Raw genomic sequence first — 22939 nt, 5'->3', positions numbered from 1 at the left:
ACAACAATGACAATTCCTGCACAATTTGACGCTAAAACCATTGAAAATAAGTGGTATGACTACTGGATGAAGAACAATTATTTTCATTCGGAGCCTGACCATAGAACTCCATATTCTATTGTAATTCCGCCACCAAATGTTACTGGAGTTTTGCATATGGGACATATGTTGAACAACACGATTCAAGATGTTTTGATTCGTCGTGCTCGTTTAAAAGGGTTCAACGCTTGTTGGGTTCCTGGAACGGATCACGCTTCGATTGCTACGGAAGCTAAAGTAGTGGCCAAATTAAAATCGGAAGGAATTAATAAATCGGATTTGAGTCGGGAAGAGTTTTTGAAACACGCTTACGATTGGACAGACAAATACGGAGGAACCATCTTGGAACAATTGAAACAATTGGGTTGCTCTTGCGATTGGGATAGAACCAAATTCACGATGGATCCTGATATGTCAGCTTCTGTTATTAAATCTTTCGTTGATTTGTACAACAAAGGATTAATTTATCGTGGTTATCGAATGGTAAACTGGGATCCAGAAGCCAAAACGACTTTGTCTGACGAAGAAGTTATTTATGAAGAACAAAACGGAAAATTATTTTTCCTAAAATATAAAATCGAAGGTTCTGAAGACTTTTTGACAGTAGCAACAACGCGTCCAGAAACTATTTTTGGAGATACAGCTATTTGTATTAATCCAAATGACGAACGTTTTTCTCATTTGAAAGGGAAGAAAGCGATTGTGCCAATTTGTGGAAGAATTATTCCAATTATCGAAGACGAATATGTTGATGTAGAGTTCGGAACAGGTTGCTTAAAAGTGACACCGGCTCACGATATGAATGACAAAACGCTAGGTGAGAAACACAATCTAGAAATCATCGATATTTTCAATGAAGATGCCACTTTGAACAGTTTTGGTTTGCATTATCAAGGGAAAGATCGTTTTGAGGTTCGTGCCGAAATTGCAAAAGAATTAGAAGAAACTGGCGCTTTGGCAAAAACTGAAATCTACCTGAATAAAGTGGGAACTTCTGAAAGAACCAAAGCCGTAATCGAACCTCGTTTGTCCGATCAATGGTTTTTGAAAATGGAAGATTTGGTAAAACCAGCCATCAAATCTGTTTTGGAAGATGGCGATATCAAATTGCATCCAGCACGTTTTAATAATACCTATGCGCATTGGTTGAACAATATTCGCGATTGGAATATTTCTCGTCAGTTGTGGTGGGGACAACAAATTCCTGCTTATTTCTACGGCGACGGAAAAGAAGATTTCGTAGTTGCCGAAAACATTGAAGATGCCTTAAAATTAGCGCAAGCCAAAACTCACAATTCACAACTCACAATTCACAATTTAAAGCAAGATGCCGATGCGTTAGATACTTGGTTTTCTTCTTGGTTGTGGCCAATGTCGGTTTTTGGTGGAATTATGGATCCTGAAAACGAAGATTTTAAATACTATTATCCAACGAATGATTTAGTTACGGGTCCAGATATTTTATTTTTCTGGGTAGCGCGAATGATTATTGCGGGTTATGAATATGCGGGCGAAAAACCATTTTCGAATGTGTATTTGACTGGTTTGGTTCGTGACAAACAAAGACGTAAAATGTCTAAATCATTAGGAAATTCTCCGGAGCCTTTGGAATTAATCGAAAAATTTGGTGCAGATGGTGTTCGTGTAGGGTTGCTTTTGAGCGCTTCAGCAGGAAACGACATTATGTTTGATGAAGAATTGTGCAATCAAGGAAAAGGTTTTACCAATAAAATCTGGAATGCCTTCAAGTTAATCAAAGGTTGGGAAGTTTCGGATTCGATTCCGCAACCCGAATCTTCTAAAGTGGCGATTGAGTGGTATGAAGCCAAATTGCAACAAACGCTTTTGGAAATTGAAGATAATTTCGAAAAATATAGAATTTCTGATGCTTTGATGGGCATTTACAAATTGGTTTGGGACGATTTCTGTTCTTGGTTTTTGGAAATGATAAAACCGGCATACCAACAACCAATTGATAGCGTAACTTTTGCAAAAGCGATTGAAATGCTGGAAAACAATATGAAACTCTTGCATCCGTTTATGCCGTTCTTGACAGAAGAAATTTGGCAACACATTGCCGAAAGAACACCAGATGAAGCCCTGATTGTTTCTACTTGGCCGGAAATTAAGCCTTTCAATGCGCAATTAATCACCGATTTCGAAAACACGATCGAAGTGATTTCTGGAATCAGAACGATTCGTAAAGACAAGAATATTCCGTTCAAGGACACGATTGAATTGAAAGTCGTGAATAATGACAAGCTTTCGACTTATTTTGATGCGGTGGTGACCAAATTGGGGAACATCACTTCATTGGAATACGTTTCGGATAAAGTGGATGGCGCTTTGTCTTTCCGTGTAAAATCGAATGAATATTTCATTCCAATTACAGGAAATATTGATGTGGCTGCTGAAATTGAAAAACTAACCGCCGAGTTGGTTTACACCCAAGGTTTCTTGAAATCAGTTCAAAGCAAATTATCGAATGATAAATTTGTAAACGGAGCGCCCGAAAAAGTTTTGGCAAACGAAAGACAAAAAGAAGCTGATGCTTTAGCAAAAATTGCTACGATTGAGCAGAGTTTGGCTGGGTTGAAGTAAAATTTTGTTCCTATTATATAAAAATCCCAATGCTGAAAATTTTTCAGGATTGGGATTTTTTATGTTTTTATAATTGAATTTTATCCAAACAAAATCAAAAACAACAACGGAAAAACAACTCCAGCTACGGCCAGTTTCCAACCTCTTTGTTTGAAACTAAATTTACCAGCTTTAATCATAATGGTTCCTGAAATAGCAATGATAATTAAACTCAATGCAAAAATATCAGAATAATAAATCCAGAAATTGGAAGTATTTTTATGCAAACTCATTGATTGACTAATGATTGGAGTTTTTACAAAAGTGGTGATTTCTCCTTTGCCTGTTTTCATATCAATTTCGACATCATTGTGTTCAAATGAAATTTTGAAGTTGCCTTTTTTGACCATATGACGTCTCATTTTGTCGTCGATGCCTAGTTTTTTGCCTAAATCTTCGGCAAATTTTTCGTTGATTTCACTTTCCTCAGGAAGTTTCACTTCGATGGCTTTGGTTTCGGTGGTGTATTTTTCAGGATGCCAAGATTCTCTGTGGTTCATCATTAGTCCTGAAAAGGCGAATGATACGATTAATCCAAGATAAAAATAACCTAAATCACGGTGTAAATTTCTAAAAGTTTGTTTGTTCATTTTTCTTAAATATTACTTTTTTATAATTGTGTTTTGGACTGTTTTAAAATTAAAAGGTTTAATAGATTATTATAACTTATATTTCAAATTTACCATTACTTGGCGAGGGGCAATTGGGTTCACACTATAATTTTCGTGAACGGTATAATTCAATTCATTTGTAATATTTGATAATTTACATAAGATAGATAACTTTTTCCAAGTATATCCTGCAGAAACATCAACAGTTGTATATCCTTCCAAAGGAATCTCTCTGATCCATATTCCACCTGGTTTAGTATTGTCATACTGATTGTTCCATCCGCCTATTCGATCACCAATATAATTTCCTATAGCTCCAAATGAAACTCCTTTTAAAATTCCTGTTGGCAAAGTATAAAAGAAACTTAAATTAGCAGTATGGGCTGGAGTTCTTACCACGCGATCTCCTTCTATAAAACTTCCGTTTAGACCTGAGGTTTTGGTGTAGCGCATATCGTTATAGCTGTATCCTGCAATAATGTTCAAGCCTTCAAGAGGTCTGGCAGTTACATCTACTTCGATTCCTTTACTTTTAGTTTCGCCACTCAAAATTTTGATGCTTGTATCTGTGTTTAGTGAGCCATCGGCTTTATATTGAGCTGTTTGTGCTAAATTACTGTTGGTAATTTGATAAACAGTAACATTGGTACTCAAAATTCCTTTCCAAAAATCTTTTTTGATTCCTGCTTCATATTGATCAATGATTGAAGCTTCGATGGGTTTTAAATCTACAGTTGTTCCTGTATTTGGAGTAAATGAATTAGAATAACTGGCAAATAACGACATATCTCTTAGTGGTTGGTACACAATTCCAATTTTTGGAGAAAAAGCAGTGTCGAATCTTTTTTCGCTAACCGTAGGAACTGCATTTTCTGGAGCTACTGTTTGAACTGATTTGACCAATGTTTCTTTATAAGTACTAACTTCTGCTTCTTGCCAAGACCAACGAAGTCCTGCTAAGACTTTAACTTGTTTGGTAATCGAAATTAAATCTTGAAAGTAAGCACCAAAACGATTGGTTTCTGTTTTTACAATTTGGGTAGCTCTAGCATTAGGTTCATCCATTCTTTGAGTGTTTGGATCGAAAGTATAAAGATTGATAGTGTCGTAATTGGCTGGTGAAAAGGCAAAGGTGTAAGCGGTAACAAATGAATTTTCCCAATCGGCACCCGTAAACAATTGATGTTTAATGTTTCCAGTATAAAAAGTTCCTTGCAAACTCAATTGGTCTCCCAATATTTGTTCTAGATTTTTATTTTGCACTAATGGTCGAGTCCAATCTCCGTTGGGTTGTACGGTTGCTAATTGAGCAGTTGATTTTGATTGTCTATCATAAGTTTGAAAAGAACTGTTGAAATTCAATTTCCAGTTTTTGTTGAAATCGTGATTTACTAATGCCGATGCACTGGCTGTTTTAGTATTTCCGTTTGACCATAGCGCACCGTAATAATTGTTACGCGGAACATCAACAATTGTAGATCCTGTATTTGTGGTAATGGCTCCTGTCCCAAAATCGGGAGTCCAGTCGTCATTCATATAATCTCCTTGAAGGGTAATTTGAGTTTTGTCGCTGGCATTGATGAGCAAAGAAGGATTTACATAATAGCGTTCTCTTTTTACAAAATCTCTAAAGCTTTCTGAGTTTTCATAAGAGCCATTAAATCGATAGGCTATAAATTTATTTAACGGGCCATAAAAATCAACACTGGGTTTGTAGAAGGAGTAACTTCCTGCTTGCATCGAAATTTCTCCACCACTTTTGAATGTAGGTGTTTTGGTTACCAAATTCAAGATACCTCCTGGAGCGACATTTCCATATAATAATGCAGCACTACCTTTAAGAAATTCTACTTTTTCTAGACCAGAAACTTCAGGAATGGATCCGGCATTGTAACGAAAACCATTTTTAAACATATTATTGGCAGACATATCATATCCTCTTGAAAAAAAAGATTCTTGAGCACCACCACGGGCAGAACTAACATATACACCATTGGTATTTTTAATAACATCGCTCAATCGAATGGATTGTTGTTGTTCAATAATTGCTGCATCAATTACTTGTATACTTTGAGGTATATCCATTGGTTTCAAACCAGAGCGTAAAGCAGTAACTGTTTTTTGGTGTTTATTGGTAGTAACAATTACTTCTTTAAGAACTTGTCTTTTTTTACCTTTTGTAGTATCTGAATCCGAATAGAATCCTTCAATAGTATCGTATTTTTCAGTTGCGTTTGCAGTATCTTGGGCAATGCCGTTTAGGCAATATAATAACATTAAAGCGGGTAGTAAAATATTTTTCATTTTGTTTATTTAGATTGAATAAAAATAACTATGCAAATATAAAAAGCATTTTTTAAACCACAAAGCTTATTTAGACTAAATATGAATAATACTTATTAACAATTCTTTAAGAGTTGTTTGTCAGGCGTTTATAGCAAAAAAAATCTGCCCCATAAGGCAGATTTTTATTTTATAGTTTACTATGACTAACATCAATATTCTTTTTATTTCGTCCCCACCAAATATAAAATCCTGTAATAGGAAGGCTGGCAATCAATAAACTAATCAGGAAAGCAAATATTTTTCCGGCCAATCCAAAAACAGCTCCAGTGTGAATGTCATAATTCATTCGCATTAATTTATCCGAGATTTGCGCATTTTCATATTTTCCAAAAATGTGGTTGACTTCGATTTCTTTTAATGTGTACTGGTCGAAATAACGGTAATCGGTTTTCCAATAGGTTTCTTCTTCTGGATTGGCATTGGCAGCAATAGAAGTACTGTCGTTTTCAGGAGGATGTACCTCAATGGATTTGGCATTTGGATATTGTTGTTGCATTAATATCCAAACTTTGTCCACTGGTTTTTCTAGAGTTGACTTGGTTTTGGTCGAAATAGGATCTTGATAAACCAATGATTTTTCGCCACCAAGAACAGTGTAATAGGAGTAAGCAAACCATTGAAAACCCCAAACCAAACCTGTAATGGCAAAAACAAGAGCAATTAAAAAAACATAAAAACCTGTGATATTGTGCAAATCATAATTTTTTCTTTTCCATTTGGTTTCTTTTTTCCAATTGAAGGAAAAGCGTTGTTTTTTGGCATTTTTATTTCTAGGATACCAAAGTATTAAACCTGAAATTAGTAGCAGTAGAAAAATTAGCGTTGCCGAAGCAACTACAACTTGTCCGATTTCGTGGGGCAACCAAAGATAGAAATGCCCATCGAGGATGAATCTGAAAAAACCTTCGTCCATATTGGCTTTTTCTAGAACTTTACCAGTATAAGGATTGAGATACACGATATAATAGTAAGAAGGTTCGTAATGGTAAAAAATGGCTTCTGTCGATTTTTCGGAACCATTGTATTTAATGGCGTGAAGTGCTTTATCTGGAAATTCTTTTCGGGCAATTTCTTCTAATTGAGAAGGGAACAGAAATGGTTTGTTTTGTTTTTCTACAAAGCGGTATTCTTCGGTGAGGTTTTGAATTTCTTCTTGAAATGCATACAAACAACCAGTAACAGCAATGATAAAAACAATTATTCCAGAGGATAATCCAAGCCATAAATGTATTTTTCCTATTGCTTTTTTGAGATCTTTATTCATTTTTTTTAAATGGTAAAACTCCCCACCGAAATGAGGAGTTTAATTAAACAAAACTAACTAACTACTAATTCTAAAATTTATAAGTTAAACCAGCTGTTAAACTTCTTAACTTTTGTGGGCTAACAGTTGACCATCCAGTATAATATTCTTCATTTAATAAATTGTTTACTTTTAAAGTAATGTTGAATTTGTCATTGTTATATGATAAAGCGGTATTCAAAATAGTATAATCTGGCAATTCAAAAGAGCCTGTCGTACTTCTGTTTAATGTTTTGTATTCGCTAGCATAATTTCCTCCGAATCCGATTCCAAATCCTTTTAATTTCCCTTCAGGAATGGCATAGTTTGCCCAAAAATTGATTAATGTTTCTGGTCCTGCATCTTCAGAACGCAATCCTTCGTATCCATTTCCTGCAGTATCTTTTATTACTTCATTTTTGTTGTTACTGAATCCTGCAATAATGTTTAATCCTTTTGTTGGGTTTGCTGTGAAACTTAATTCAAATCCTTTACTTTCAACCTCTCCACCCTGAATAGAATTGTTGGGATTGTTTGGATCTGTCATTAATTTGTTGGTAACATCAATGTTATAATAACTTACAGTTGCCGAAATAATGTCTTTGTATAAATTGGTTTTCAATCCAAATTCAAATTGATTGGCGTGTTCCGGATCAAAATTTTGCATTCGAGTATTCGAACCATCAATATCTGAAACTTGTGCAGGAGCTTGATTTATAAAACCATTCATATAATTGGTGAAAACAGATACTTTGTTGTCGATAATTTGATAAACGGCACCAAATTTTGGAGACAAAGTAGTTTGACTTTTTACCTCGTCTGCTGACCAATAGGATACTTTTCCTTTGAAATTATCTACACGCAAACTTCCCATAACCGAAAGTTTATCGGTAATATTCAATACATCTGAAAAATAAGCACTCAAAACTTTGGTCTCTGCTGTTGAGTTTCCGTCAAACGAACCTACTAAAAGATTGTCAACACCAGCTTGAGTTAAATCGCCAGTATCGGTTTGGTTTTTTAAAGAGACCGTTCCGTTGCCAACCCATCCTGTACTGCCATTTTGAATGTTTGAAACATAATAATCCACACCAGCGACCAATCGGTTTCTTAAGTTTCCAATTTTGAAATCGCCAATAAAATTTTGTTGAATATCACTGCCATAGGTTTGACCATTTCTTTTAGAGATGTAACGAGTAAATTCATCCCCATTGGCAGAGTCCCATAAATACGAGTAATACCCATCTGTTTTGCTGTTGCTTCTGGATAATACGGTTTGCGAAGTCCATTGATCGGATAGTTTATAATTCATTTGAGCCTGCAAATTGAAAGTGGGGTTGCTCATTGTTAGCTCGTTAGAGGTATATGATTTCTTATAGCTTTTTTCAAATAAATCAATCGAATTAAAAGAAATTGGCGAGTATCTACTCAAGAATATCATTGGAGCCTTGGCCGATGTTCTATCTGTAAATTCAGTATTGATGAAAAATGAAAGCTTGTCATTTACTTTATAACTCAATGATGGCGCAAAGAAAAAGGATTTGCCAAAACCAGCATCTTGAAACGAATTTTCTTTTTGGTATGCCGTATTAATCCTAACCGAAACATCTTCGTTTAACGGAATATTTACATCAGCTGTCAGTCTGTCCATTCCATAAGTTCCAGAATTATAGGCAATTTCTCCACCAAATTTAGAATACGGTTTTTTGGTTACAATATTGATTAAACCTCCGTAAGAAATCAAGCTGCTGCCATATAATGTTCCAGATGGTCCTTTGATTACTTCAATATTATCCACATTTGCAGGGTCAACAGTTCCGTTGTTAATTCCAGGTAATCCATTAATCATTGTAGGTTGAATTGGAAAACCACGCATCGAGTAAAATTCGGCTCCGTCTCCACCACGACCAGTTGATTCCCAAAGACGAGCTACACCAGTAGCGTTTTTAATAGCATCGTTAAGATTTGTAACCACTTGCTCTTTTAGTAATTCGGCTGTAACTGTATTGTAAACCTGTGGGTTTTCAATATTATTCAAAGGCATTTTAGAAACTGTTGTACTTTTTTCTCTTTTGTATTTGTACTTGTTGTTGATTTGTACTTCTTTTAGCTTGCTAACAGTATCTTTTTTGGTTTCTTGTGCTAAACTTGCTAAAGAACAAAGTAAAATTGTGGGTAGTAAATAAAATTTCATAATTCTTATTTAGATTAATTAAAAATAACGATACAAATATAGAAAGCATTTTTAAATACGCAAAGTTTATTTAGACTAAATATAAATAATATTTATTGATAATTCTGTAATAGTTGTTTGTCAAGTATTTATAGTAAAAAAAAAACTGCCTTTTGAGGCAGTTTTTAATGATTTGAATGTGATTTTATTTTTCGGTTTTCTTCATCGAATAACGTTCTGAACTTGGTTTTCCTTGTTGAATCCCTGAAACTTCAATGACGATGCTATCTTTTGTAATCTTCGAATACGAAATTTTTTGCGGAAAGTCGTGTTTCGGATTCTCAAATACTAATTGTTTAACGATGGTGTCATTGTGTCTGAAAGTTATGGGCTTGTCATTGTTTTGACCTTTTACGGTCGCAATGTAAAGAAGTGTTTCTCCTTTTTGTTGTAACTGCATTTTTTCAGCGTGCAAATTGTCTTTTTCTTTGATGAAATAGGCTTCTCCTTCAAAGATACTGTCGTTTACTTTTGTCCAAGTTTCGGATAAATTCCCTTCATCCGATTTGTTTTCCCAATTGCCTACTAACCAATCGTTGCCCACAATTTTAGAAACCTCTTTTGATTTTTTGCAAGAAGCTAAGAACAAGAGCATAAGAAGAGAAAGAGTTACTTTTTTCATAATTGGATATTATTAGGCTTTAATTACGTTTCAAAATTAGCGAAAAGATTGCAATTATGATTATTCAGTATTTTAAATAGTGATATTTGAGTACTTTTGATTCTTACTATTTGTCACGCTATAAGCATCTCGATTATGTTGCTCACCTTTGTTGAGACGCTTACAGCGTGACAAATGGAGTAGAATGTAATGATAAAGCAATTGCAATAAGTCCTAGTGTAAATTCGTCTTGATGTTATAAAAAACTTTCTTTTAAGATGTTATAAACCAATTCTTTGGTAGGTTTTTGATCTTTTAGTTTCGCCCGAACTGCCTCAAACGGGACTTTAAAATCGCAACCAGTTTTATATTCGGTGCAACCATAAGCCGTATTTCCTTTGAGAATCGTTCCTTTTTTGCATTTGGGACATTCCAAAGTCTCTGATGTAGTTTTCACGATCGTTTTCTTTGGTTCTAATACCAATTCGAAATTCTCGTCAAAACGAAGCAAACCTTCTACGATTCCTGCATCGGTTTTGAAATCTTTTAAATTTACCGTTGAACCTTTTTGCAACAATCGCAAATATTGATTCTCGGATATTTTTTTATCGGCAAATGTATAAGGCAAAACGAATTTGCAGCCTGCTTTGTAATTGCCGCATCCATAAGCTGATTTTCCTTTGATGAGCGTAGCTTTTTTGCATTTAGGGCAAATTTCAGACAATATTCCTTCCGCTTTCTTTTTCTCGACAACGGCTTCTTGTTTCTGAACGCTTGCGGTGTGTGAAATATTGGCACGTCGGGTTTCAGATCGAACTTCATAGACTAAAGTTTCGACCATCAGTTTCATATTTTTGATAAAAGCGCCAGCGGTAAAAGTTCCTTTTTCAATATCTTTCAGTTGCTTTTCCCAAGAACCTGTCAGTTCTGCCGATTTGACCAACTCATTTTGAATGGTATCAATCAACTGAATTCCTGTGGGTGTTGGCAAAACCTGTTTTTTGTTTCGAACGATGTATTGTCTTCTAAAAAGTGTTTCAATAATATTCGCTCGGGTGGATGGACGGCCGATGCCATTTTCTTTCATCAATTCCCTTAAATCCTCGTCATCGACTTGTTTTCCAGCAGTTTCCATAGCTCGCAATAAAGTAGCTTCGGTAAATTGATTGGGCGGTTTGGTTTGTTTTTCCAAAAACGAAGGTTCGTGTGGGCCTTTTTCGCCTACGACAAAACTCGGCAAGATGTCGGCTTCTTTTTCTTTGGCGTTCGGATCTTCGAAAACTACTCGGAAACCTTTTTTCAAGATTTCTTTTCCAGTGGTTTTGAACAATACGTCGGCAGCTTTCCCGATTACTGTGGTGTTGGCTACCAAACAATCGTCATAAAACACCGCAATAAAACGTTTTGTAATAATATCGTAAACCTGTTGCTGATTGTATTGTAGATTATTTTGAACTCCCGTTGGAATAATAGCATGGTGATCGGTGACTTTTTTGTCATCAAAAACCTTGGATGATTTTTTAATTTTTTTCCCCAAAAGCGGTTCAGTCAAAGTCGCATAATTGGTTAAATTTTGTAAAATCCCCGGCACTTTTGGATAAATATCGTTGGGCAGAAAAGTCGTATCTACTCTGGGATAAGTCACAACTTTTTGTTCGTACAGAGTTTGGACAATTTTAAGGGTTTCGTCTGCCGTGAATCCAAATTTCTGGTTGCAATAGACTTGTAAACCTGTTAAATCAAAGAGTTTGGGCGCATATTCATTGCCATTCTTTTTGTCAATCGAAACAATTTCAAATTCGCTTTCCTTGATTTTATTGGCCAAAATTTCACCATCTTCTTTGTTCAAAAAACGTCCTTCCTCATAACTGAAAAGCGTTTTTCGATACAAGGTTTGCAATTCCCAATACGGTTGCGGTTTGAAATTTTCGATTTCCTTGAAGCGATCCACAACCATTGCCAATGTTGGCGTTTGCACCCGACCGATGGACAATACTTGTTTGTAGCCGCCGTGTTTTACGGTGTACAATCGGGTGGCATTCATCCCCAATAACCAGTCGCCAATAGCTCTGGAAAATCCGGCGTAGAATAAATTATCGTAGTTGGAGGCAGGTTTCAGGTTTTCGAATCCTTCTTTGATGGCTTCGCTGGTCAGGGACGAAATCCACAAGCGTTTGACCTCGCCTTTGTACTTCGCTTCGTTCATCACCCAGCGCTGTATGAGTTCGCCTTCTTGTCCCGCATCCCCGCAGTTGATGACCAAATCGGCTTTGTCGAACAGGCTTTTTATAATTTTGAATTGCTTCTGAACCCCCGAATTATCGACTACCTTGGTTTCGAATTTCTCGGGCAGCATCGGTAGGTTGTTGAGGTCCCAACTTTTCCAATGCGGTTTGTAATCGTTGGGTTCTTTCAAAGTGCATAAATGCCCAAAAGTGTAAGTTACCTGATACCCATTGCCTTCGTAATACCCATCGTGTCTGGTATTGGCTCCCAAAACGGTTGCGATTTCGCGGGCGACACTTGGTTTCTCGGCAATACAGACCTTCATTTTTTGATGCTAAATTTGAAGCCGCAAATTAGGAATTTAGAAATTGGTATCGAAATGAAATTTTGCAGGGCATTCACTTTTAAAAAGCAGGTTTTTCTTTTTACCACAAATTACACAAATTTTCTCAAATTTTAATTCCCCAAATTTCAATTGATGTCACAATTTGTGGAAATTTGTGGTTAAATAAATAGTTTTTTGCCAAATGAATTAACATTTAAAGTTAAAAGCGAATGCCTTGGAAATTTTGCCAACTCGCTCCGCAAAGTCTCCGACTTTGAGGATGTGTTTAACAGTCTGTGACTGATGTAAAAGATCTAAAAAGAAGTCGGTTGAAAACCGAAATTCACTACCTCAAAGTCTGGAGACTTTGCGGAGCTGGGTTGTAGGTGATTTGTATTGTGTTTTTTATTTTATTTTGCTAGCGCGAGCGTCCCGCTCGTGCCCATCCCAATTAAAAATTTATTTGCTTTTGCGTGTGTTCACGAGCGTGACGCTCGCGCCATCGGGGGCTATCTGGGGGGCTGCAACTTTATTTTTTTAGTAGTTTATTATTTGCGATAATTTTCCATTTTTAAAATATAATTTTAAAATTCCCGTGTATTCCCAAATCTCGATTTCTCCATTTTCATTTTTTATTTTTTTACGATTTAATGTTATTCCATAAATATCGGAACACATATCTTTTGACATTCCTATTGTTGTTTTCTTTTGGTAGACTAATTTTCCAAATTTTTCTCCATATTTTTTTATGTAGACATTTTCACTTAACTTATTTTTATTTAGATTTTCTGTTTTCAAATTCTCTAAATCTTTTTTTGTTAAAAGCACATTATCAAAGTTCCATCTACTTCCTTCCAAATCAAAAATAACTTTATCTTTTTCGTTGGTTAACAAAACTGCAAGTAAAGTTTCTTGGTCATTATTTTCGTCAATATCTTCAGTTTTTAAATCCTTTTTTCTTAATAAAGTCAGCTCGGCTTTCCATTCAGTTCCTTTGTCAATGTATAAACTATAATCTGTTTTTGAAACTGGATTTTTAATTGCGCTAAAGTCACTAATTGCAATAAAACTTTTCCCATTAATTAATTCTTTCTTTTTTTCAAAAAATGGAACTAAAATAAATTGCGGATTATATTGAGATTCAAAAACGAAGATTGTTTCATTGCTTATATTATCTTTTAATTCAAAAAGTATATCTGCATAAAAATCTTTACTTAAATTACTTTTAGCTTCATTGTACAATTCAGATTTGTCAAGAAAAGAATTTATATTAACAATGGTAAAATATTTATTACCAATTTGCGACCAATTTAAAATTTCTATTTTATTAGTTTTCTTTAAAAAAAGAATGCTGTTTTTTTTGTATTCATCAGAATATGTTGGATAATATATTTTTAAGCCATTATATCTTTTGTAATATTCATTTTCATCACATTGTTTTTCTTCAAAAGGATTTTTACCGCTTCCACTTTCAAGTATTTTAGTAATTTTTGCTTTATAATATTCTGATTGAATGATAAAGTTTTCTGAATTGTCATAAACAGGAAATGAAACTTTTGTTTCATTTCCTGTTGCTTTTTCAATTTTTCCCATTTCGATTTGTGAAAATCCTGAAATAGATAACAAAATAGTGATTGCTGTAAAAAAAAGTGTTCTTTTCATTTTAATGTTTTCCAATAATAGGATTTAATTGATTTGCTAAAATTCTTTCTAAAATATTTATATCTTCTTTTATGTTTTCTTCAAAAAACATAACAGTATATTTTAATTTAAGTTCTGATTTAATTTCTTTTGCCCAAAAATCTAATTGTAATCCGTGAGATTTTCTGTTTTTGTGATAACCTAAATGTTGAATTAATCTTCCCCAAGCACAACTTTTGACTTTACCGACATACAAAACTCCTTGATTTTTTAATGTATTATTTTGAGCTGGAATATTTAATTGAGATTCTTCGTTTACTTTTTTGATAAGAGTTACAATTTCTTCTTTCTCAACAGTTTCATTTATTTCAAAGAAATACAAAGCTGGAAAGTTTTCATATTTAATCATTTTTTGAAAATATTCTGAAAAATCGCCATCTTTTGTAATGTTAACTTTGTCCAAATATTTGGAATCAAGTTTATTAACATCTATTTCAAAACTGATACTTTGTAAAAAGCCATTTTTTGAAATATTGTGAAAATTTTCAGAAATAGTTTTTGATTTGTTTTTAATAAAATCTTTTAATTGATTTATTTCCATTGTTTTAACGTTCTGTTTTTCTGTGGTTGCCACTAACTCTCAAATATACGCAATTAACTTTCGGATATAAACCCAAAATGGGTTGATTGGCGCAACTTTACTACGTTTTTTTATTAATTCAAATATAGAAATTTTAACCAAAAATACTGATTAATTCCTATTAATTTTAAATCTTTTTCAAAAGTAACTCCTTTTGAATCAGTAATTTTACGGGAAACCGTAAAAGAGTGTTTTTTTTGTATTTTTTTTTAAATTTTGGAGGAATGTTAGTTCTTGTAGGCTTCTCTATACATTTTTTAATAGTAAAGCTGCCGCATTACTATTAAAAAACACTCGAAGTGACGGGAAGTGAAAGATTTTTGTCATTTCGACGAAGGAGAAATCACATAATGCGAGCAACTAATGAGATTCCTCCTGCGTCGGAATGACAAAACTGAGTCTATACTTGATTGCATAACTTCGCTCGTCTGTACACATCAAAAAAGCAATCTTGCAAACTGCAATTCTTTTTTGTAAATTTGCACTCCAATAAAAGGAACAAGAATATGTTAGATAGACTTCAATATGTAAAGCAGCGTTTCGACGAGATTTCGGATTTGATTATTCAGCCCGATGTGATTGCTGATCAAAAGCGTTATGTGCTACTGAATCAGGAATACAAAAGCATCAAAGCTTTGGTGGAGAAAAGAGAGGAATACATTTTAGTTTTAGCCAATATTGATGAAGCTAACGAAATTATAGCCGACGGTAGTGATGCGGATATGACCGAAATGGCCAAGATGCAACTCGAAGAAGCCAAGGAACGTTTGCCTCAATTAGAGGAAGAAATCAAGTTTATGTTGATTCCGAAAGACCCTGAAGATGCCAAAAATGTGATGGTGGAGATTCGTGCTGGAACGGGTGGGGATGAAGCGAGTATTTTTGCAGGAGATTTGTTCCGTATGTACACCAAATATTGCGAAGGAATGGGTTGGAGAACTTCGGTTGTAGATATGAACGAAGGCACTTCGGGCGGTTTCAAAGAGGTGATTTTTGAAGTTACTGGCGAAGATGTTTACGGCACTTTAAAGTTTGAAGCGGGTGTTCACCGTGTGCAACGTGTGCCACAAACGGAAACACAAGGACGTGTTCACACCTCGGCAGCAACGGTTATGGTGCTTCCGGAAGCCGAAGAATTTGATGTACAAATTGATATGAACGATGTTCGTGTGGATTTCTTTTGTTCGTCAGGACCTGGTGGACAATCGGTAAATACGACCAAATCGGCGGTTCGTTTGACGCACATTCCAACAGGTTTGGTGGCGCAATGTCAGGATCAGAAATCACAACATAAGAATAAAGACAAAGCCTTAATCGTTTTGCGTTCTCGTTTGTATGAAATGGAATTGGCCAAAAAACAAGCGGAAGATGCGACCAAACGTACTTCGCAAGTAAGTTCGGGTGACCGTTCGGCCAAAATTAGAACCTACAATTATGCACAAGGTCGTGTGACGGATCACAGAGTGGGATTGACGTTGTACGATTTGGGAAATATTATGAATGGCGACATTCAGAAAATTGTTGACGAATTGCAATTGGTGAACAATATGGAGAAACTGAAAGAAGCGAGCGAGGTATTTTAGCAGGTGCTGGGTGCTGGGTCTTGGGTGTTAGGTCTTAGGTTTTTGGTGCTGATTTTAGTAAAAAATAAAATATATGAGAAACTTTAGGGATTTAGAAGTTTGGCAAAGTTCTGTTTTATTTGTAAAAAGAATTTACACAATAACAGGTTCTTTTCCAAACGAAGAAAAATTTGGACTGGTTTCTCAAATTAATAGATGTGCGGTTTCAATTCCGTCGAACATAGCCGAAGGTTGTTCCAGAAGTTCTCAAAAGGATTTTTCCAGGTTTTTACAGATAAGTTTAGGTTCTGCCTTTGAATTAGAGACTCAAATTGAAATTGCTAAAGAAATAGGTTTTGTGGATGTAATTTTGCACTTAGAAATTATTGCCGAGCTTAATGTAATTCAAAAAAGAATTCAGTCCTTAAAAAAATATGTTGATTCTCAAGTCTAAACCCAGCACCCAACACCCAACACCCAACACCAAAAAAATGACTACACAACAACTCATAGACCAAATCAAAAACAAGAAATCTTTCCTTTGCGTAGGATTGGATGTCGATTTGAATAAAATTCCACAACATTTATTAGCACTCGAAGATCCGATTTTCGAATTCAACAAAGCCATCATTGACGCCACACACGATTTGGCTGTTTCCTATAAACCCAATACGGCGTTTTATGAAGCGTATGGCATCAAAGGCTGGCAATCTCTTGAAAAGACCATCAACTATATCAACGAAAACCATCCCGATATTTTCACGATTGCTGATGCCAAACGGGGTGATATTGGCAATACTTCATCAATGTATGCCAAAGCTTTCTTCGAAGATTTGAACTTTGATAGTATTACCGTTGCACCTTATATGGGAAAAGATTCGGTGGAGCCGTTTTTGGCTTTCGAAAACAAACACACCATAATGTTAGCCTTAACTTCCAATGAAGGCGCTTTCGATTTTCAAACCCTAAATGTGGACGGAACAGAATTGTACAAACAAGTTTTAGAAACTTCTAAAAATTGGAAAAATTCGGAAAACCTGATGTATGTTGTGGGTGCAACCAAAGCGGAATATTTTACTGAAATTCGCAAAATTGTTCCCGATAGTTTTTTATTGGTTCCTGGCGTTGGCGCACAAGGAGGAAGTCTTTCTGAAGTTTGTAAATACGGAATGAACGCCAATGTTGGATTATTAATTAATTCTTCAAGAGCGATTATTTATGCTTCCAACGGAACTGATTTTGCCGAAAAGGCAAGGGAAGAAGCCCTGAAAATGCAACATGAAATGGAAGAAATTTTAAAATAAAACTAGCCACAAATTAATTCGTGAGAATAGGTGAAATTCGTGGCTGAAATTTTTCTACATTGCAACGAATTAAATTTATTGAAAAAATCCGTTTTAATCCGTGTTTTCGCTTTTGCGAATCCGTTTAATTTGTGTTCCATTTAAAATAATGATAAACTACATCACATACACAAACGAAAACAGTGATCAGTGGGTGACTTTTGTTCACGGAGCGGGTGGTAGTTCGTCTATTTGGTTCAAGCAAATTAGGGATTTTAAGAGTCAGTATAATGTGTTGTTGTTGGACTTGAGAGGTCACGGAGACTCGAAATCGGTTATAAAAAAAGCGTTTCAAAAAAAATATACTTTCGAAGCCATTGCCAATGATGTTTTGGAAGTTATCGATCATCTAAAGATAGAAAAATCACATTTCGTAGGCATTTCACTCGGAACGATTTTGATTAGACAATTGGCCGAAATGCATCCCGAACGAGTACAAAGTATGATTCTGGGTGGAGCCATTTTGAAAATGAATTTTCGCTCCCAAATCTTGATGAAATTAGGAAATACGTTCAAATATGTGTTGCCTTATTTGGTGTTGTACAAATTTTTTGCTTTTGTGATTATGCCTAAAAAAAGTCACAAACAATCTCGTTTGCTTTTTATAAACGAAGCCAAAAAATTATACCAGAAAGAATTTATAAAATGGTTCAAACTCACTGCCGAAATCAATCCATTGCTCAAATGGTTTCGCCAAGTAGAATTGAATATCCCAACGCTTTATGTAATGGGAGAGGAAGATTATATGTTTTTGCCCTCGGTTAGATTGGTGGTCGAAAAGCATTATAAATCTTCAAAATTATTTGTAATTGAACGATGTGGTCACGTAGTCAATGTCGAGCAACCAATGGTTTTCAATAATGAAGTCTTATCATTTATTGGTTCTATTGAATAAAAAAAAATGCCGACATCCAAAGACATCGACAATTTTTTACTAACTAACCTAACCAAAATAATAAATAACCAGTTTATTACACTGCAAAGATCTGACAGTTTTCCTTTTTTTGCTGTTAATGATATGTTATTAGTTTGTTGTAGTTCCGTTAACTTTTTATGGTAGATGAGGTAGTTTTTTTGTCAAATAGATTCTGCAAAAAAAAAATGCCGACATCCTAAGATATCGGCATATTTTTAACTAACCTAACCAAAATAATAAATAACCAGTTTATTACACTGCAAAGATCAGATAGTTTTCCTTTTTTTGCTGTTAATGATATGTTATTACTTTGTTGGAGTTCCGTTAATGTTTTTTTAAATTAAGAAAAACGAACAAAGAACTCATATTTATTGCAGTTGTGAATTAATGTAAAACCAAATTACAGAAGGAATTTTTACGAAAACACCACCGTTTTATTATCATAAACCATTGTTTTGTGTTCGGCGTGTAATTTTATGGCTCTTGCCAAAACTAGACGTTCTAAATCACGTCCTTTCATAATAAAATCTTCAATAGAAAGACTGTGTGAAACTCGGGCGATATCTTGCTCAATAATTGGCCCTTCATCCAAACCTTCGGTAACATAATGGCTGGTAGCACCAATAATTTTCACTCCACGTTTAAAAGCCGAATGATAGGGTTTTGCCCCCGGAAAAGCAGGTAAAAAGGAGTGATGGATATTGATGATTTTGTTTCTGTATTTTGCAATCAAGTTGGGTGTGATAATTTGCATATATCGCGCCAAAACAATGAAATCTATTTTATAGTGTTGTAACAAATCCAATTGGGCTAGTTCGCCTTCTTCTTTAATTTCTTTAGTAAAAGGAACATGGTGAAACGGTATAGAAAAACGTTCGGCAATTGGTTTTAAATCCTCGTGATTGCTTATGATTACTGGAATTTCTAAGGGCAATTCTCCAGCGCTGTATCGTCCTAAAATGTCGTACAAGCAATGGTCGTATTTAGAAACAAATAGTGCCATTTTGGGTTTTTCTTCTTGAGTGTACATTTCCCAAAACATTTTGAATGGTGTGGCTAACTGAGTTTCAAAATCGTTTTTTAGGGATTCTAAATTCCAGTTTTTGGCACTGAATTCACATTCTAAACGCATAAAAAACACGTTTTCGTCGGCATCTACGTGTTGGTCTAAATAAATGATGTTTCCATCTTTTGAAGCAATATAATTGGTTACAGAAGCAATAATTGCTTTTTGATCTTCACAATGTATAAGAATGGTAATTTTTTGCATAATTGTTTAATTTGAAGCTAATCCTGCTGTACATTTCAAGTCCTCACTTTATAAAGTATTTTTTTAAGTCAGAAAAAGTCCCGATAGCTATCGGTATTTGTCGCTTTTTTCTGCTAATAAAAATAACTTTCTAAAGTTCCGAGCTTTCCATTTCCATCAGGGCTAGAAATAAATTCCTAATTTTCCTCAAAACTACTCTTATTTTTGATAATAAATAGTTTGTTAGCGTATTTTGTAGTTGATTTAGGCTTTTTTTATTTCGTGCAATCTACTCCTTAATCAAGTTTTATTGCGAATTTGTGTCTTTTTCTAATTGCAAAATATCCCAAGATATGGCTAATAGCGAATTAAAAACAATTTATTTTAAGTAAAATCATTAAAAACAGTATTTTTGGTTTGATTTTTGGAATACCCTATTCGAACCAATAAAATATTAAAATCATGAAAAAAATAATTACACTTTTAGCCGTTATCGGAATGTTTGGATTTCAAAGTTGTACAGGACCAGAGGGAGCCCCGGGGATACCTGGTCAAGATGGTTTAATAGCCGAAGTGTTTGAACTTAAAAATGTGAATTTTGCATATGATGCTACGGATGGGTATCATATTTATCAAAAATTAACTCCTAACATTTATGCTTCAGATGTTGTTTTAATTTACAGATTGTCTGGAACAATTGATTCGAACACTCCTATTTGGCAGCCCATTCCAAGAACGCTTTTTTTAACACAAGGCGAACTCGATTATGATTTCGATTTTAGTAAAGAAGATTTTACTATTTACGCAGGTGGAAATTATAATTTATCATTGACTCCAACGTATTTGAATAATCAAACTTTTAGAATTGTTATCGTGCCAGGAAGTTTTTCTGCTACTGTAGATACAAATAATTATAATGCTGTTATGGCGGCTTTAAAGCTTAAAGAAAATCAAATTCAAAAGATAAATTTCTAAGAAATTAATTGAAATTAAAAAAGGAAATCGTGAGATTTCCTTTTTTTTATGCCTTACTGTTTTAATCGTCTTTGTTCTTTTTTAGAGAAACAACAACACCAGTAATCAGTGAAAGTGCAATAAAACCTAATGAGGCCCATTCAGGAACTTCTATAAGTTCTTTGAGCAACATTTTGAGTCCAACAAAACTCAAAATCGCAATAAGGCTATATTCTAAATAACTGAATTTTTCTAACATATGGGCTAAAAAGAAATACATGGAACGCAATCCTAAGATGGCAAAAATATTAGAACTAAATACCAAAAATGGGTCAGATGTAATCGCTAAAATTGCTGGAACGCTATCTAATGCAAATACTACATCCATAACTTCAATAACAATTAGCGCTACAAATAAAGGAGTAGCAAATGTTTTTCCATCAATTTTTACAAAAAAATGTTCTTTGTCGGCCTGATGGGTAATTGGAATTATTTTTCCTAATAATTTGTAAATAAATGAATTTTTAGGTTTGAATTCATCTTCTTCTTTGGTGAATAACATTTTTAATGCTGTAAAAATCAGGAAAATGCCAAACAAATAAGTCGTCCAAGCAAACTTGTTGATGATTAATACACCAAAATAAATCATTAATCCTCTAAATACAATGGCGCCTATTATTCCCCAAAACAATACTCTATGTTGGAGTTTTTTGGGTATTTTGAATGAAGAAAAAATAATGGCAATAACAAAAATATTATCGATGCTTAGTGATAACTCGATTAAATAGCCCGTGAGGTATTTTATGGATGCCGTAATGGGTTTTAGGCCATCGGGGTTTTTAATGTAATTGTTGTTGTATAACCAATAAATTACTCCCGAAAACAAAAAAGATAGTGTTACAAAAACGGCTGTCCATTTGCTAGCTTCCTTAGCGCCAATAATGTGCGGTGTTTTGTTAAAAATTCCCAAATCCAGGGCTAGAAATAAAACGATAGCTGATAAAAATATAATCCAGACAGTCATAAATAAATAATTTATATAGTTTTAGCAAAGATACTTCTTGATTGCATAGAATTGAAACTTATTTTTAATCTGTTTGCAAAAAAAATGCCTCCATTTCTGAAGGCATTTGTTTGTATAATTGAATTAGAATTACAAAGCTGATTTTACAGTTTTGATGATTCTTGCAGCAATTTTATATGGATCACCATTAGATGCTGGTCTTCTATCTTCCAAATATCCTTTCCATCCATTTTTTACAGTGTATAATGGAATACGAATTGAACATCCTCTATCAGATACTCCATAAGAGAAATCGTGGATAGAAGCCGTTTCGTGTTTACCTGTCAAACGTTGATCGTTGTAAGCTCCGTAAACAGCAATGTGCTCAGCAGTTACAGGACGGAAAGCTTCACAAATTTTATCGTAAGTTTCTTTAGAACCACAAGTTCTTAAAACTTCGTTAGAGAAGTTAGCGTGCATACCAGAGCCATTCCAATCTGTATCTCCAAGTGGTTTTGGGTGGTATTCTATATAGTAACCGTATTTTTCAGTCAAACGATCTAAAATATATCGAGCAACCCAAATTTCATCTCCAGCTAATTTTGCTCCTTTTGCAAACAATTGAAATTCCCATTGTCCACAAGCTACTTCTTGATTGATTCCTTCAAAATTAAGACCAGCAGCAATACATAAATCAGCATGCTCTTCAACTAATTTTCTTCCGTGAGTATTTTTTCCTCCTACTGAACAGTAGTACATTCCTTGTGGTGCAGGATAACCTCCAACAGGGAAACCTAGAGGTAATAAAGTTTTTGTATCCATAATGAAATACTCTTGTTCGAAACCAAACCAGAAATCACCATCGTCATCAATAGTAGCTCTACCATTTGATGGGTGTGGAGTTCCATCAGCATTCATAACTTCAGTCATTACTAAATATCCGTTAATACGAGTTGGATCTGGGTAAATTGCAACAGGAACCAACATACAGTCAGATGAACCACCTTCTGCTTGTCTAGTTGATGAACCGTCAAAAGACCAGTTTCCTATTTCTTCTAATGTTCCTTGAAAATTTTCGTGTTCTTCTACTTTAGTTTTACTTCTAAGATTTTGAGTTGGTTCGTATCCGTCTAACCAAAGGTACTCTAGTTTAATTTTTGCCATAACAATATAAATTAATTAAGTGTTGTTTTATTATTATGCAAATATAAATTAAAAGTATTATTAGTGTAAAATAATGGGGTATAAATTAATTTGTATAATGTTATTTTTATGAATACCCCATAATTGTATAGGTAATATTGTAAATATTAAATTTTTTATATGCA

General features: G+C 34.4%; 17 protein-coding genes. 6 read left to right on the top strand and 11 right to left on the bottom strand.

What is annotated here, in order from left to right; all coding sequences use genetic code 11:
- Positions 1 to 6 precede the first annotated feature (6 nt).
- A complete protein-coding gene (locus C3L50_RS00650; protein WP_103804038.1) occupies positions 7 to 2640 on the top strand; it encodes a valine--tRNA ligase in 2634 nt (877 codons plus the stop codon).
- Positions 2641 to 2720: 80 nt separating this feature from the next.
- On the opposite strand, the gene C3L50_RS00645 is transcribed toward C3L50_RS00650, so the two are convergent.
- The 8 genes from C3L50_RS00645 to C3L50_RS00610 all read right to left on the bottom strand — a co-directional run bounded on the left by C3L50_RS00645 (position 2721) and on the right by C3L50_RS00610 (position 14545).
- Positions 2721 to 3269 carry a PepSY-associated TM helix domain-containing protein gene (locus C3L50_RS00645; protein ID WP_103804036.1) on the bottom strand — a complete coding sequence of 183 codons (549 nt, stop codon included), beginning with the start codon at positions 3267 to 3269 and terminating at the stop codon, positions 2721 to 2723.
- A 69-nt stretch (positions 3270 to 3338) separates the two neighbouring features.
- Complete coding sequence (locus tag C3L50_RS00640; protein WP_103804035.1) at positions 3339 to 5594, bottom strand: TonB-dependent siderophore receptor; 2256 nt, start codon at positions 5592 to 5594, stop codon at positions 3339 to 3341.
- Between the two features lie 169 nt (positions 5595 to 5763).
- Positions 5764 to 6900 (bottom strand): PepSY-associated TM helix domain-containing protein, encoded by a 1137-nt coding sequence (locus C3L50_RS00635; protein WP_103804033.1) that lies wholly within the window; start codon positions 6898 to 6900, stop codon positions 5764 to 5766.
- A 70-nt stretch (positions 6901 to 6970) separates the two neighbouring features.
- Complete coding sequence (locus C3L50_RS00630; protein WP_103804032.1) at positions 6971 to 9112, bottom strand: TonB-dependent siderophore receptor; 2142 nt, start codon at positions 9110 to 9112, stop codon at positions 6971 to 6973.
- 184 nt (positions 9113 to 9296) lie between these two features.
- Positions 9297 to 9773: a DUF6265 family protein gene (locus C3L50_RS00625; RefSeq protein WP_103804030.1), complete on the bottom strand. Its 477-nt coding sequence runs from the start codon at positions 9771 to 9773 to the stop codon at positions 9297 to 9299.
- Between the two features lie 235 nt (positions 9774 to 10008).
- On the bottom strand, positions 10009 to 12303 hold the full coding sequence (locus C3L50_RS00620; protein WP_103804029.1) for a DNA topoisomerase 3: 2295 nt from the start codon (positions 12301 to 12303) through the stop codon (positions 10009 to 10011).
- Positions 12304 to 12840: 537 nt separating this feature from the next.
- Positions 12841 to 13965: a hypothetical protein gene (locus C3L50_RS00615; protein ID WP_133158832.1), complete on the bottom strand. Its 1125-nt coding sequence runs from the start codon at positions 13963 to 13965 to the stop codon at positions 12841 to 12843.
- Position 13966: 1 nt separating this feature from the next.
- On the bottom strand, positions 13967 to 14545 hold the full coding sequence (locus tag C3L50_RS00610; RefSeq protein WP_133158831.1) for a hypothetical protein: 579 nt from the start codon (positions 14543 to 14545) through the stop codon (positions 13967 to 13969).
- A gap of 545 nt (positions 14546 to 15090) precedes the next feature.
- Here C3L50_RS00610 and prfA point away from each other — a divergent pair.
- From prfA to C3L50_RS00590, 4 genes are all read left to right on the top strand, one after another.
- Positions 15091 to 16167, top strand: a complete 1077-nt coding sequence (gene prfA, locus C3L50_RS00605; protein ID WP_103804025.1) for a peptide chain release factor 1 — start codon at positions 15091 to 15093, stop codon at positions 16165 to 16167.
- A 73-nt stretch (positions 16168 to 16240) separates the two neighbouring features.
- Complete coding sequence (locus C3L50_RS00600; protein ID WP_103804023.1) at positions 16241 to 16600, top strand: four helix bundle protein; 360 nt, start codon at positions 16241 to 16243, stop codon at positions 16598 to 16600.
- A 37-nt stretch (positions 16601 to 16637) separates the two neighbouring features.
- Positions 16638 to 17450 (top strand): orotidine-5'-phosphate decarboxylase, encoded by an 813-nt coding sequence (gene pyrF, locus C3L50_RS00595; protein ID WP_103804653.1) that lies wholly within the window; start codon positions 16638 to 16640, stop codon positions 17448 to 17450.
- A gap of 148 nt (positions 17451 to 17598) precedes the next feature.
- A complete protein-coding gene (locus C3L50_RS00590; RefSeq protein WP_103804022.1) occupies positions 17599 to 18384 on the top strand; it encodes an alpha/beta fold hydrolase in 786 nt (261 codons plus the stop codon).
- Between the two features lie 436 nt (positions 18385 to 18820).
- On the opposite strand, the gene purU is transcribed toward C3L50_RS00590, so the two are convergent.
- Complete coding sequence (purU, locus tag C3L50_RS00585; protein WP_103804020.1) at positions 18821 to 19675, bottom strand: formyltetrahydrofolate deformylase; 855 nt, start codon at positions 19673 to 19675, stop codon at positions 18821 to 18823.
- Between the two features lie 441 nt (positions 19676 to 20116).
- Here purU and C3L50_RS00580 point away from each other — a divergent pair, with 441 nt between their 5' ends.
- Positions 20117 to 20629 (top strand): hypothetical protein, encoded by a 513-nt coding sequence (locus tag C3L50_RS00580; protein WP_103804018.1) that lies wholly within the window; start codon positions 20117 to 20119, stop codon positions 20627 to 20629.
- A gap of 61 nt (positions 20630 to 20690) precedes the next feature.
- Here C3L50_RS00580 and C3L50_RS00575 read toward each other — a convergent pair whose 3' ends face one another.
- Together C3L50_RS00575 and C3L50_RS00570 are read right to left on the bottom strand one after the other, a co-directional pair.
- Positions 20691 to 21632, bottom strand: a complete 942-nt coding sequence (locus C3L50_RS00575; RefSeq protein WP_103804017.1) for a TerC family protein — start codon at positions 21630 to 21632, stop codon at positions 20691 to 20693.
- Between the two features lie 129 nt (positions 21633 to 21761).
- Positions 21762 to 22775 (bottom strand): glutamine synthetase beta-grasp domain-containing protein, encoded by a 1014-nt coding sequence (locus tag C3L50_RS00570; protein ID WP_103804015.1) that lies wholly within the window; start codon positions 22773 to 22775, stop codon positions 21762 to 21764.
- Between the last annotated feature and the right edge of the window lie 164 nt (positions 22776 to 22939).

Source organism: Flavobacterium alvei (assembly GCF_002920895.1).
GTDB classification, from domain to species: domain Bacteria; phylum Bacteroidota; class Bacteroidia; order Flavobacteriales; family Flavobacteriaceae; genus Flavobacterium; species Flavobacterium alvei.
The sequence above is the reverse complement of the archived record's forward strand: the minus strand, read 5'-3'. Positions and strand labels throughout refer to the sequence as shown.